This window comes from Streptomyces mobaraensis NBRC 13819 = DSM 40847 (assembly GCF_017916255.1).
Taxonomy (GTDB): domain Bacteria; phylum Actinomycetota; class Actinomycetes; order Streptomycetales; family Streptomycetaceae; genus Streptomyces; species Streptomyces mobaraensis.
Genome location: NZ_CP072827.1, coordinates 2,843,671 through 2,856,025, shown reverse-complemented (window position 1 = coordinate 2,856,025; position 12,355 = coordinate 2,843,671). Strand labels below are relative to the sequence as shown.

General features: G+C 73.7%; 10 protein-coding genes. 9 read left to right on the top strand and 1 reads right to left on the bottom strand.

Annotated features, from left to right (window positions below):
- The first annotated feature begins 69 nt into the window (after positions 1-69).
- From J7W19_RS12030 to J7W19_RS12005, 6 genes are all read left to right on the top strand, one after another.
- Complete coding sequence (locus J7W19_RS12030) at positions 70-1,068, top strand: LysR family transcriptional regulator (protein ID WP_004951932.1); 999 nt, start codon at positions 70-72, stop codon at positions 1,066-1,068.
- A 254-nt stretch (positions 1,069-1,322) separates the two neighbouring features.
- On the top strand, positions 1,323-1,556 hold the full coding sequence (locus J7W19_RS12025) for a hypothetical protein (protein WP_004951935.1): 234 nt from the start codon (positions 1,323-1,325) through the stop codon (positions 1,554-1,556).
- Between the two features lie 148 nt (positions 1,557-1,704).
- Entirely contained in the window at positions 1,705-2,442 is a 738-nt protein-coding gene (locus J7W19_RS12020; protein ID WP_004951940.1) for a CGNR zinc finger domain-containing protein, read from the top strand.
- Between the two features lie 98 nt (positions 2,443-2,540).
- Positions 2,541-4,868: a HelD family protein gene (locus J7W19_RS12015; RefSeq protein ID WP_411848857.1), complete on the top strand. Its 2,328-nt coding sequence runs from the start codon at positions 2,541-2,543 to the stop codon at positions 4,866-4,868.
- A 554-nt stretch (positions 4,869-5,422) separates the two neighbouring features.
- Positions 5,423-6,856, top strand: a complete 1,434-nt coding sequence (locus J7W19_RS12010) for an NAD-dependent malic enzyme (protein WP_040891915.1) — start codon at positions 5,423-5,425, stop codon at positions 6,854-6,856.
- A gap of 302 nt (positions 6,857-7,158) precedes the next feature.
- Positions 7,159-7,440, top strand: a complete 282-nt coding sequence (locus tag J7W19_RS12005) for an HU family DNA-binding protein (RefSeq protein ID WP_004951951.1) — start codon at positions 7,159-7,161, stop codon at positions 7,438-7,440.
- 309 nt (positions 7,441-7,749) lie between these two features.
- Here J7W19_RS12005 and murA read toward each other — a convergent pair whose 3' ends face one another.
- Positions 7,750-9,084 (bottom strand): UDP-N-acetylglucosamine 1-carboxyvinyltransferase, encoded by a 1,335-nt coding sequence (murA, locus tag J7W19_RS12000; RefSeq protein ID WP_004950636.1) that lies wholly within the window; start codon positions 9,082-9,084, stop codon positions 7,750-7,752.
- Between the two features lie 262 nt (positions 9,085-9,346).
- Here murA and J7W19_RS11995 point away from each other — a divergent pair, with 262 nt between their 5' ends.
- The 3 genes from J7W19_RS11995 to J7W19_RS11985 all read left to right on the top strand — a co-directional run bounded on the left by J7W19_RS11995 (position 9,347) and on the right by J7W19_RS11985 (position 12,229).
- On the top strand, positions 9,347-9,973 hold the full coding sequence (locus J7W19_RS11995; protein ID WP_004950634.1) for a YqgE/AlgH family protein: 627 nt from the start codon (positions 9,347-9,349) through the stop codon (positions 9,971-9,973).
- Between the two features lie 87 nt (positions 9,974-10,060).
- Positions 10,061-10,351 carry a DUF3039 domain-containing protein gene (locus tag J7W19_RS11990; protein WP_078588184.1) on the top strand — a complete coding sequence of 97 codons (291 nt, stop codon included), beginning with the start codon at positions 10,061-10,063 and terminating at the stop codon, positions 10,349-10,351.
- Positions 10,352-10,582: 231 nt separating this feature from the next.
- Positions 10,583-12,229 (top strand): beta-N-acetylhexosaminidase, encoded by a 1,647-nt coding sequence (locus J7W19_RS11985; protein WP_004950628.1) that lies wholly within the window; start codon positions 10,583-10,585, stop codon positions 12,227-12,229.
- Positions 12,230-12,355: the final 126 nt, after the last annotated feature.

Sequence of the window (12,355 nt, the reverse complement as noted above, 5' to 3'; positions counted from 1 at the left end):
CCGGGTGCCGGGCCCGGTCCAACACCTGGTCCGTGGCCATTCACGCACTCTTGTTGTTGACTGCGCCGCATGCCGCACGACATCGAGCCGCGCCTGCTGCGAGCCTTCGCCGCCGTCGCCGACGAACTGCACTTCACCCGGGCCGCCGCACGGCTCCACCTCGCCCAGCAGGCGCTCAGCCGGGACATCCGCCGGCTCGAACAGCGGCTGGGCGCGCAGCTGTTCAGCCGGACGACGCGGGCGGTGACGCTGACGGCGGAGGGCGCGCGGCTGCTGCCGTACGCCCTGCGCGTGCTCGCCGCGCAGGACGAACTGGCGGCGGCCTGGGCGCGGGAGGAGCGCCCGCTGCTGGTGGACGTCGTCTCCCCGGCGAGCACCGCCCACCGGATCGTCGTCCGGGCCCGCGCCGCCGCGCCCCGGGTGGAGCTGGTCGCCCGTCACCACAGCGGCCTCACCGGCGCCGCCGCCGCGATCCTGGCGGGGCGGCTGGACGTCGCCTTCGGCCGGGTGGCGGGGCTGCCGGTGGAGGTCAGGACGGCGCTGGAGCACCGGCCCGTGCGGTACGAGCGGATGGCCGTCCTGCTGCCCGTGGGGCACCGGCTGGCGGCCCGCGCGACCGTACCGCTGGCGGCCCTGCGCGGCGAGACGCTGTACGCCGCCGCGGGCAACCCGGCCACCGCCGAGTGGACCGACCTGGCCCGCCGCCTCTTCGAGGGCCGCGGCATCACGATGGCCGAGCCCTTCCCCGAACTGGAGGGGGACGAGGAGTTCGTGCGCGTCGTGCGCAAGCGGGGGTGGTCGGTGCTGGCGGGCACCGAGTTCCTGAAGGTGCCCGGGATGGTCCTGCGCCCCCTCACCGACCCGGTCCCCCTCTCCCCGGTCTCGATGGTCTGGCGCAAGGGCCTCCGCCACCCCGGCCTCGACGCCCTCCACGCCGCCGCCTCCGGCTTCCCGGAGGAACGGTGGCTGGAACGCCCGCCCGGCGCGTGGCTGCCGGCGGAGGACGCGGCGCTGATGGGCGCGTCGGCGGGGGCTTCGGACGGCGGGGGCCCTCGGGCGGGTTCGTGAGGCGGGCGACGGCCACCGGGCGGGCTCGTGGTGCGGGCCGGGCCGGGTGGGCTCGTGATGCGAGCGGGGGTGGTTGGACTCGTGGTGCGGGCGGGGGCGCGGTGCCGGCCGCGTACTCCCGTGGGTGATCACGGGCGGTTGCCGCCCCGTACCGCGGCGGCCGACAATTGGTCCGGTGATCCGGTCCGGGAGCCGAACCGTCCGGCCGGAGCCGCCGGACCGAAGCGTGCTCCACTCGTGCCACGGAGGCCGACATGGCGGGATTCCTCGACCGGGCCAAGGAACAGGCCCAGCAGGCGTTGCAGCAAGGCAAGCAGAAGGTCGACGAGGTGCAGGCCCAACGGGCGGGCGGCGAACTGCTGAAGAAGCTCGGCGCCGCCTACTACGCCGAGCAGCGCGGCAAGGGCACCGGTCAGGCCACCCAGGACGCCCTCAACGCCCTGGAAGCCCACATCGCCGTCCACGGCGACGGGTTCCTGCGCGGCTGACGCCGGGGCGGAGGCCCCTCCGCGCGGTGGCGCGTCCGCCGGTCGTGGGGGTTCCGGCCGGGCGTCCGGCCGGGCACCCTGTGGGGTGGCGCATCTCCGCGCGGCGCAGCTCCGCACAGGGCTCCCCCAGGGAAAAGGTGACAGGCAGATGGCGGCGGCCTCCCACGACCTGCGGTTCGACTCCGGGCGGCTCTGCCTGGACCTGGTGGCCACCGGGGTGGGGCGGCCCGGGGACGGTCCTGGGGAGCGGCTCGGCACCCCCGAGCGGCTGCGCGCCTGGCTGCTGGGCGCCCGGGTGGTGCCGCCGGGCACGCCGCTGGAGGCCGTCGACGCCGGCTGGCTAGGGCGCTTCCACGCCCTGCGCCACCTGCTGCACCGCGTCGTCCGCGCGGAGGCCGTGGACGGCCCGGAGCACGCCGCCGCGGCGGACCTCGAACAGGTCAACGCCCTCGCCGCCGAACCCCCGCCCGCCCCGCGGGCCGTCCGGGGCGCCGACGGCGCTCTCGTCCGTACCGTCGCCGCCCCGCCGGACTGCGCGGCGCTGGTGTCGCTGGTGGCCCGGGACGCGGTCGAACTCCTCACCGACCCGGCGGTCCGCGGTCTGCTGCGCCAGTGCGAGGGCGAGAGCTGCACCCTCCTCTATCTGGACACCTCCCGGGGCCGGCGGCGCCGTTGGTGTTCCAGCGAGGTGTGCGGCAACCGGGAGCGGGTGGCCCGGCACCGCCGCCGGGCGATGAACGGCGAGGGAACGCAAGGGGAGGACGGGTCCCAAGGGGCCGGCGGGAGCGCCGGAAAGTCCGCGAACGGACCGGGCGGCGCGGACGTCAGGCCGTCACCGCAGCCCCGTCAAGCCGTGACCGACCGTGCCAAACCTCTCATGTCCTGACAGGTGCGCTAGGTACCCCAGTTCGCGTACGGTTGAAGGCTGCCCTACGCACACAGAAGGGGGCCTGGGTGGCCGCGCAGAACGCCACACGCGCGCAGGTGGCGACGGATCCGCAGAACGCCGGGAACGGTGGGGGAACCACGCATCCGGACGGGATCCGTGACCGAGAGATCGGTGCCGAGCAGCACCATCTGGACCGGGTGTACCGGCGCCTCGAGGAGAAGATCCACGAGGCCGAGTTCCTCATGGACGACGCCGCCAAGCGCGGCCAGGTGGGGACGCCGGGGGCGCTCGCCGAACGGGACGCCCAGGTGTTCCGCGCCGGGGTCCACCTCAACCGGCTGAACAGCGAGTTCGAGGACTTCCTCTTCGGCCGCATCGACCTGCTGCGCGGCAAGGACGGCAAGAAGGGGCCCGACGGCGCGTACACCTCCGTCGAGCCCGCGGACGACGCCGTCCGCGACGACCGCGCGGAGATCGCCGAGACGCTGCACATCGGCCGCATCGGCGTCCTGGACGCCGACTACTCGCCGCTCGTCATCGACTGGCGGGCGCCCGCCGCCGCGCCCTTCTACCGGTCGACGCCGGTGGCGCCGGGCCGTGTGGTGCGCCGCCGGGTGATCCGCTCCAAGGGCCGCCGGGTGCTCGGCGTCGAGGACGACCTGCTCCGCCCGGAGCTGCGGGCGACCCTGGACGGCGCCGCGCTGCCGGTGGTCGGCGACGGCGCCCTGATGGCCGCGCTCGGCCAGGCCCGCAGCCACACCATGAGGGACATCGTTTCTTCGATCCAGGCCGAGCAGGACCTGGTGATCCGCGCCCCCGCCGCCTCGGTGACCGAGGTCGAGGGCGGCCCGGGGACCGGCAAGACCGCGGTGGCCCTGCACCGTGCCGCCTACCTGCTGTACCAGGACCGCAGACGGTACGCGGGCGGCATCCTGATCGTCTCGCCGACGCCGCTGCTCGTCGCCTACACCGAGGGCGTGCTGCCGTCGCTGGGCGAGGAGGGCCAGGTCGCCATCCGGGCGCTCGGTTCGCTGGTGGACGGCGCGGAGGCGGACACCTACGACGAGCCGGCCGTGGCCCGGATCAAGGGCTCCTCGCGCATGCTCAAGGTGCTCCGCAAGGCCACGCGCGGCGCCCTGGACGTGCCGCGCGGCGGCGCCGTCCCCGACCGGCTGCGCGTCGTCGCCTTCGGCGCCCGCGTCGAGCTGGGCCCGGAGGAGCTGGACCGCATCCGGCAGTCCGCGCTGGGCGGCACGGCCCCCGTCAACCTGCTGCGGCCCCGCGCGCGCCGGCTGCTGCTCGACGCCCTGTGGTCGCGCGCGGGCGGCCCCAAGCGGTACACCGACCCGGAGATGGCCGCGGAGGCCCGCGCGGCGTTCGACGAGGACATCACCACCGAGGACGACTTCCTGTCCTTCCTGGCGGCCTGGTGGCCGGAGCTGGCGCCCCGTCAGGTGCTGGCGCTGCTCGCCGACGAGCGGCGGCTCGGGCGCTGGGCCCGCCGGGTGCTCAACCCGCGCGAGGTGCGGCAGCTGGCCCGCTCGCTGGGCCGGCTGGACGCGGACGGCAAGGGTCCGCTCTCGGTGCACGACGTGGCGCTGCTGGACGAGCTGGAGACGCTGCTCGGCGCCCCGGCCCGGCCCCGCAGACCCCGCGAGCTCGACCCGCTCGACCAGCTCACCGGCCTGGAGGAGCTGATGCCCGAGCGGATGGAGAGCCGCCGCGAACGGGCGGAGCGGCTGGCGCAGGAGCGCCGCGACTACGCGCACGTCATCGTGGACGAGGCGCAGGACCTGACGCCGATGCAGTGGCGGATGGTCGGCCGCCGGGGCCGTCACGCCACCTGGACGATCGTCGGCGACGCGGCCCAGTCGTCCTGGTCCGACCCGGACGAGGCCGCGGCGGCCCGCGACGAGGCGCTGGGCACCCGCCCCCGCCGTCGCTTCCGGCTCACCGTGAACTACCGCAACCCGGCCGAGATCGCCGAACTGGCGTCGAAGGTGCTGGCGCTGGCCATGCCGGGGATGGAGTCCCCGTCCGCGGTCCGCTCCACGGGCGTCGAGCCGCGCTTCGCGGTCGCGGGCCCCGACCTCGCCGCGTCCGTCCGCGCGGAGGCGGAGCGCCTGCTGGCCGAGGTGGACGGGACGGTCGGCGTCGTCGTGCCCATGGGCCGGCGGGCCGAGGCGCGGGCGTGGCTGGCCGGTCTCGGCGACCGGGTGGTGGCGCTGGGCAGCCTGGAGGCGAAGGGCCTGGAGTACGACGCGACGGTCGTCGTCACGCCGGCCGAGATCGCCGACGAGTCCCCGGCCGGGCTGCGCGTCCTGTACGTGGCCCTGACGCGCGCCACGCAGCGGCTGACGGTGCTCGCGGGGGAGCGGGACGAGCCGGACGCGGACGGGGTGCCGGACCTGCTGCGGGACTGAAGCCGTCCGGGGGCTGGCGGGGCCGGGGGACCGCAAGTGCCGTACGCCGCCCGGATGGTCGTCCGGCCGGTTCCCGCCGGAACCCCCGGTACCGGGAATGACTTCCGGGAGGCGTTTGTTAGCCTGAATACGGCACCGGCTCGATCCAAGCCCCCGGGCCCAACCTTAGTCGCTTCGAGCGACCACTTGCCGCGAGGCGAGCATGGCGGGTCGGTGCCGCTGAACCTTCCGCGAACGGGCGGTTCCCTCCGAATCCTCGGAGGGAACCGCCCGTTCGTCTTCGGTCGTGTTCAGTCGTGTGCGGTCGCGTCCGTGCGGGCTTTGCCTGCGGTTTAACAGGGGCGGCGCATGATGGGAAGGCGGGATCCGCCCAGGTGGGCGGCTCGAGCGCTCTCATATGGTGAAACCCACCTTCCGGAAAGACGGTGCTGGTTACCGTCTACCGGCCGGTAGGTGCGACGATCGGACGTCGCCCGGCGTGGGACGGCCTCCGGCCGGACCGCACACCCGGGCGCGCGGAACAACGCAATCAGCGAAAGCAGGGGAAAGCGGCCATGGCAACGGCGCCTAGCGTCTCGTACTCGATGACGGTCCGACTGGAGGTGCCCGCCGGCGGTACCGCGGTCAGCCAGCTCACCACGGCCGTGGAGTCCTCCGGCGGCTCGGTGACCGGCCTGGACGTCACCGCCTCCGGCCACGAGAAGCTGCGGATCGACGTCACCGTCGCCGCGACGTCCACCGCCCACGCCGACGAGATCGTGCAGAAGCTGCGCGGCATCGAGGGCGTCAGCGTCGGCAAGGTCTCCGACCGGACGTTCCTGATGCACCTCGGCGGCAAGATCGAGATGGCGTCCAAGCACCCCATCCGCAACCGCGACGACCTCTCCATGGTCTACACGCCGGGCGTCGCCCGCGTCTGCATGGCCATCGCCGAGAACCCCGAGGACGCCCGCCGCCTGACCATCAAGCGCAACTCCGTCGCGGTGGTCACCGACGGCTCCGCGGTCCTCGGCCTGGGCAACATCGGCCCCAAGGCCGCGCTGCCCGTCATGGAGGGCAAGGCGGCCCTCTTCAAGCGCTTCGCCGGCATCGACGCCTGGCCGATCTGCCTGGACACCCAGGACTCCGACGCCATCGTCGAGATCGTCAAGGCCATCGCCCCCGGCTTCGCGGGCATCAACCTGGAGGACATCTCCGCGCCCCGCTGCTTCGAGATCGAGGCCCGGCTGCGCGAGGCCCTCGACATCCCGGTCTTCCACGACGACCAGCACGGCACCGCCATCGTCGTGCTCGCCGCGCTCACCAACGCGCTCCGCGTCGTCGACAAGTCCATCGGCGACGTACGCGTCGTCATGTCCGGCGCCGGCGCGGCCGGTACGGCCATCCTCAAGCTGCTGATCGCCGCCGGCGTCAAGCACGCCGTCGTCGCCGACATCCACGGCGTCGTGCACGCCGACCGCGAGGACCTGGTCTCCGCCGACCCGGGCTCGGCGCTGCGCTGGATCGCCGACAACACCAACCCCGAGGGCATCACCGGCACCCTCAAGGAGGCCGTGCGCGGCGCGGACGTCTTCATCGGCGTCTCCGCCCCCAACGTCCTCGGCGCCGAGGACGTGGCCGCCATGGCCGACGGCGCGATCGTCTTCGCGCTCGCCAACCCCGACCCCGAGGTCGACCCGGCGATCGCCCGTCAGACGGCCGCCGTGGTCGCCACGGGCCGCTCCGACTTCCCCAACCAGATCAACAACGTGCTGGTCTTCCCGGGCGTCTTCCGCGGCCTCCTGGACGCCCAGTCGCGCACCGTGAACACCGAGATGATGCTGGCCGCCGCCGGCGCCCTCGCCGACGTCGTCGCCGAGGACGAGCTGAACGCGAACTACATCATCCCGAGCGTCTTCAACGAGAAGGTCGCGGGCGCGGTCGCCGGCGCCGTCCGCGAGGCCGCGAAGGCCGCCGGAGTGGCTGTGACGGCCGCCACGACGGCCTGAGCACGGCGCGTCGCGTGGCGCGGCGCTCCTACGGCCCCCATAGGGTGTCGGGCAGTGAACGGGCCGCGGAAACGCGGCCCCCTCCGAGGCTGTGGCGCTTTCCGTGTGACTCTCCAGGGTGCCGGATTGGCTTTCCCACCACTGGTGGGGGCAGGATGCTCCCCCGAGGACTCCGTCCAGGGGGCACCCCCCGGGGCGCGAGGGATCTAGTGGCGGACCCGGGTCCGGGGACTGTCCGAGGGCCCTGGCAGCATCGGCTTCGATCTCACGCCTCATTGGCAAGAAAGACACGGGAGTACAACATGAACCGCAGTGAGCTGGTGGCCGCTCTGGCCGACCGTGCCGAGGTGACCCGCAAGGACGCCGACGCCGTTCTGGCCGCCCTCGCCGAGACCGTCGGTGAGGTCGTCGCCAAGGGCGACGAGAAGGTGACCATCCCCGGCTTCCTGACCTTCGAGCGCACCCACCGTGCCGCTCGCACCGCCCGTAACCCGCAGACGGGCGAGCCGATCCAGATCGCTGCCGGTTACAGCGTGAAGGTCTCCGCGGGCTCCAAGCTCAAGGAAGCCGCGAAGGGCAAGTAAGCCTTCGGACGCCGGAGGGCGGCCGTTCCCCGGGTGGGGGCGGCCGCCCTTTCGCGTGCGCGGGCGCCTGCGGCGGGCTGGTGCCCCGGTCCCGCCCCTTCGCCGATTCCCGGGGGCGAGCCCCCGGACCCCCGCAGCACGCTGCGCGCGCTGTCCTCAAACGCCGGACGGGCTATTCAGCCTGTCCGGCGTTTGAGGACGAGCGGCGAAGCCGCGAAAAAGGGGGTCTGGGGCGCAGCCCCAGGAAGCGGCGAAGGGGCGGGACCGGGGCAACCCGCCCCCGTCCCGCCCCCACGGACGGACGCTCCGTCACACCCCCTGCGGAAGCTCCACGTTCGCGCCGAGATCCTGCAGCTTCTGCATGAAGTTCTCGTACCCGCGGTTGATCAGGTCGATCCCGTGCACCCGCGACGTCCCGTCCGCGGCGAGCGCCGCGATCAGGTAGGAGAAGCCACCCCGCAGGTCGGGGATGACCAGGTCCGCGCCCTGCAGCTTCGTCGGGCCGGAGACGACCGCCGAGTGGAGGAAGTTCCGCTGGCCGAAGCGGCAGGCGGAGCCGCCGAGGCACTCGCGGTAGAGCTGGATGTGGGCGCCCATCTGGTTGAGGGCGGAGGTGAAGCCGAGCCGGGACTCGTAGACCGTCTCGTGGACGATGGACAGGCCGGACGCCTGGGTCAGGGCGACGACCAGCGGCTGCTGCCAGTCGGTCTGGAAGCCGGGGTGGACGTCCGTCTCCAGCGCTATGGCGTTGAGCTCGCCGCCGGGGTGCCAGAAGCGGATGCCCTCGTCGTCGATCTCGAAGGCGCCGCCGACCTTGCGGTAGGTGTTGAGGAAGGTCATCATCTCGCGCTGGCTGGCGCCGCGGACGTAGATGTTGCCCTTGGTGGCGAGCGCGGCGGACGCCCAGGAGGCGGACTCCAGGCGGTCGGGCAGCGCGCGGTGGTTGTAGCCGCCGAGCGAGTCGACACCGGTGATGCGGATCGTCCGGTCGGTGTCCATGGAGATGATCGCGCCCATCTTCTGCAGCACGCAGATGAGGTCCTCGATCTCGGGCTCCACGGCCGCGTTGGACAGGACGGTGACGCCCTCCGCGAGCACCGCCGTCAGCAGCACCTGCTCGGTCGCGCCGACCGACGGGTACGGCAGCTGGATCTTGGTGCCGCGCAGCCGCTGCGGGGCCTCCAGGTACTGCCCGCCCTCCCGCTTCTCGATGGTGGCGCCGAACTGGCGCAGCACCTCGAAGTGGAAGTCGATGGGCCGGCCGCCGATGTCGCAGCCGCCCAGGCCGGGGATGAAGGCGTGGCCGAGGCGGTGCAGCAGGGGGCCGCAGAAGAGGATCGGGATGCGCGAGGAGCCGGCGTGCGCGTCGATGTCGGCGACGTTCGCGCTCTCCACGTGCGAGGGGTCGAGAACCAGCTCGCCCGGCTCGTCGCCGGGGCGCACGGTCACGCCGTGCAGCTGCAGCAGACCGCGGACGACCCGCACGTCACGGATGTCGGGGACGTTGCGCAGGCGGCTGGGGCCGCTGCCGAGCAGGGCGGCGACCATGGCCTTCGGCACGAGGTTCTTCGCACCGCGGACACGGATCTCGCCCTCGAGCGGGGTACCGCCGTGGACAAGCAGGACATCGTCAGGGCCGGTCATGGATCTCGCGTTCCTGGAGTTGGGCAGGGGGCAAGAAGAAAGGGTAATGCGACCGGAGGGGCCCGATGCCGCCCCGAGGGGGGCCTTGGCACGTCATGGGTTTGTCACAACACGCTGCGTTAACGGAGTGGTCGCTACCGGTTAGCGCCGGGAGCCCCTTCCGGCGCGCTCCCCGCCCCCGTGCCCCGGAACGCTTCGTACCGGCCGGTTTTTCGTCCCTTCCGGGGGCTCTCGTGGGCCCGGAATGCGGGATCATGTCGCCATGACGGAGGTGTCCTCGCTCACAGGGCGGCTGCTGGTCGCGACCCCGGCGCTGGCGGACCCCAACTTCGACCGCGCGGTCGTGCTGCTGCTCGACCACGACGAGAAGGGCTCGCTCGGCGTGGTCCTCAACCGGCCCACGCCGGTCGGCGTGGGCGACATCCTCGAGTCGTGGGCCGCGCTGGCCGGCGAGCCGGGCGTGGTGTTCCAGGGCGGTCCCGTCTCGCTGGACTCGGCGCTCGGCGTGGCCGTCGTCCCCGGGGACGAGCCCGGCAAGGACGCCCCCGCCGGCGGTCCGCCCGGTTCCGGCCCCGCGCGCCGCCCCGGCCGGAGCGGCCCCGTCGGCTGGCGCCGGGTGCACGGCGCCATCGGCCTCGTCGACCTGGAGGCCCCGCCCGAGCTGCTGGGCTCCTCCGTCGGCTCGCTGCGCATCTTCGCCGGGTACTCGGGCTGGGGGCCCGGCCAGCTGGAGGAGGAGCTGGTGGAGGGCGCCTGGTACGTGGTGGAGTCCGAGCCGGGCGACATCTCGTCCCCGGACCCGTCCCGGCTCTGGCGGTCCGTGCTCCGGCGGCAGCGGAACGAGCTGGCCATGGTCGCGACCTATCCGGACGATCCCAGTCTGAACTGAGGCGCGGGACGTGCGCGCGACGGCGGCCGGACGCCGCGTCCCCCGAGCCTCGGCCGACCGTGCCGCTCCCCAGTACCCTTGGGGACCATGAGCACTCTCGAGCCCGAGCGCGGGGCAGGTACAGGCACCCTCGTAGAGCCGACACCGCAGGTGTCGCACGGCGACGGCGACCACGAGCGCTACGCCCATTACGTCCAGAAGGACAAGATCATGGAGAGCGCGCTCTCCGGTTCCCCGGTCGTCGCCCTCTGCGGCAAGGTCTGGGTGCCCGGGCGCGACCCCAAGAAGTACCCGGTCTGCCCGATGTGCAAGGAGATCTTCGAGGGCATGGGCGCCGGCGGGGACGACAAGGGCGGCAAGGGCGGCGACAAGAAGTAGCTCCCGGCGCGCCTCGCCCGGCCGCGCGGAAGCACCCGAGCCCTTCTGGTCCCTTCTGATCTCCCTCTGACTTCCACGGCTCCCCGGACGCGTCGACCACGCGGCCGGGGAGCCGTCGCGCGTTCGCGACCGTGAAGGCAGCGGCAGCGCCCCGGGGGTGGCCGCCGCCCGCCCGGCCGGGGGAGGATCCGTCCCGGAACCGGACCAGGACCGCCTGCCGGAAGGGCTGCCATGAGCGACACCGAGACCGGACTCGTCCCCGCACCGCGCCGCTTCGCCTGGGTCCCGCCCGGCAAGGGCCTGGAGGTGCTGGACGAGGAGACGGCGATCAACGCCGGCCCGGGCACCGAGAGCACCGCCCGGTGGCTGCGCGCCACGGTCGGCGCCGCCACCGGCCTGCCGCTGCCCGACGGCGACGGCCACCACAACCACCTCGTCCTGCGCATCGATCCGCGGGTGGCCGGCGAGCTGGGCCCGGAGGGCTACCGGATCGTCATCGACGGGTACGGCCTCTTCCTCGACGGCGCCGACCCGGCCGGGCTGTTCTGGGCCGCCCAGACCTTCCGTCAGATGCTGGGCCCCGACGCCTTCCGGCGGGCGCCCGTCGCGGCGCGGGACGAGTGGCACGTCCCGTGCGTCACGATCCAGGACGCCCCGCGCTTCGGCTGGCGCGGCGCGCTCCTCGACGTCGCCCGCCACTTCGTCCCCAAGGACGGCGTCCTCCGCTTCCTCGACCTGCTCGCCGCGCACAAACTCAACGTCCTGCACCTGCACCTGACCGACGACCAGGGCTGGCGCGTCGAGATCGAGCGCTACCCGCGGCTGACCGAGGTCGGCGCCTGGCGGTCCCGTACGAAGCTCGGGCACCGGGCCTCGCCGCTCTGGGACGAGCGGCCGCACGGCGGCTACTACACCAAGGACGACCTCCGCGAGATCGTCGCGTACGCCGCCGAGCGGCACATCACCGTCGTCCCCGAGATCGACCTGCCCGGCCACTCGCAGGCCGCCATCGCCGCGTACCCCGAACTCGGCAACGCCGACGTCGTCGACACCGCCGCCCTCGGCGTCCGGGACACCTGGGGCGTCAGCCCGAACGTGCTCGCCCCGACGGACACCACCCTCGCCTTCTACGAGAACGTGCTGACGGAGGTCCTCGACGTCTTCCCCTCGCGCTTCGTCCACATCGGCGGCGACGAGTGCCCCAAGGACCAGTGGAAGGCGTCCCCGGCGGCGCGGGCCCGGATGGCGGCCGAGGGGCTGGCCGACGAGAAGGAGCTCCAGAGCTGGTTCATCCGGCACTTCGACCGCTGGCTCGCCGCGCGCGGGCGGCGGCTGATCGGGTGGGACGAGATCCTGGAGGGCGGTCTGGCCGAGGGCGCCGCCGTGGCGTCCTGGCGCGGTTACGCGGGCGGCGTCGCCGCGGCCCGGGCCGGACACGACGTCGTCATGTGCCCCGAACAGCAGGTCTACCTCGACCACCGGCAGGCGCCGGGCCCGGACGAGCCCGTGCCCATCGGCTGGGTCCGGACCCTGGAGGACGTCTACCGCTTCGAGCCGGTGCCGTCCGAACTCACGCCGGAGGAGGCCGGGCACGTCCTCGGGGCCCAGGCCAACCTCTGGACGGAGGTGATGGAGGACCAGCAGCGCCTGGACTACCAGGCGTTTCCCCGGCTGGCCGCGTTCGCCGAGGCGGTGTGGTCGGCCCTCCCGCCGCCCGCCGAGCGGGACTTCGCCCATTTCGAACAGCGCATGGCCGTCCACTACCGGCGGCTGGACGCGTTGGGCGTGGCCTACCGCCCGCCCGGCGGCCCCCTGCCCTGGCAGCGCCGGCCCGGCCTGCTCGGACGCCCGATCGAGGGGACGCCCCCGATCGTGTGACGTGGAGTGGAAGGCCCCGGTCCGCCCGGTGCGGCCCTGGCACGGTGGACTCCGCACACCGCCGTAAGTCATACAAGGAGTGGTCAAAGTCGGTCATATGGCGCCATGGTGGGCGGGGACGAGGGC

Bases quoted from the DNA above. Each gene is read 5' to 3' on its own strand.
- murA (WP_004950636.1), bottom strand. From the start codon at position 9,084: ATGACCGGCCCTGACGATGTCCTGCTTGTCCACGGCGGTACCCCGCTC.
- J7W19_RS11985 (WP_004950628.1), top strand. From the start codon at position 10,583: ATGAGCGACACCGAGACCGGACTCGTCCCCGCACCGCGCCGCTTCGCC.
- J7W19_RS11990 (WP_078588184.1), top strand. From the start codon at position 10,061: ATGAGCACTCTCGAGCCCGAGCGCGGGGCAGGTACAGGCACCCTCGTA.
- J7W19_RS12025 (WP_004951935.1), top strand. From the start codon at position 1,323: ATGGCGGGATTCCTCGACCGGGCCAAGGAACAGGCCCAGCAGGCGTTG.
- J7W19_RS12020 (WP_004951940.1), top strand. From the start codon at position 1,705: ATGGCGGCGGCCTCCCACGACCTGCGGTTCGACTCCGGGCGGCTCTGC.
- J7W19_RS12010 (WP_040891915.1), top strand. From the start codon at position 5,423: ATGGCAACGGCGCCTAGCGTCTCGTACTCGATGACGGTCCGACTGGAG.
- J7W19_RS11995 (WP_004950634.1), top strand. From the start codon at position 9,347: ATGACGGAGGTGTCCTCGCTCACAGGGCGGCTGCTGGTCGCGACCCCG.
- J7W19_RS12005 (WP_004951951.1), top strand. From the start codon at position 7,159: ATGAACCGCAGTGAGCTGGTGGCCGCTCTGGCCGACCGTGCCGAGGTG.
- J7W19_RS12030 (WP_004951932.1), top strand. From the start codon at position 70: ATGCCGCACGACATCGAGCCGCGCCTGCTGCGAGCCTTCGCCGCCGTC.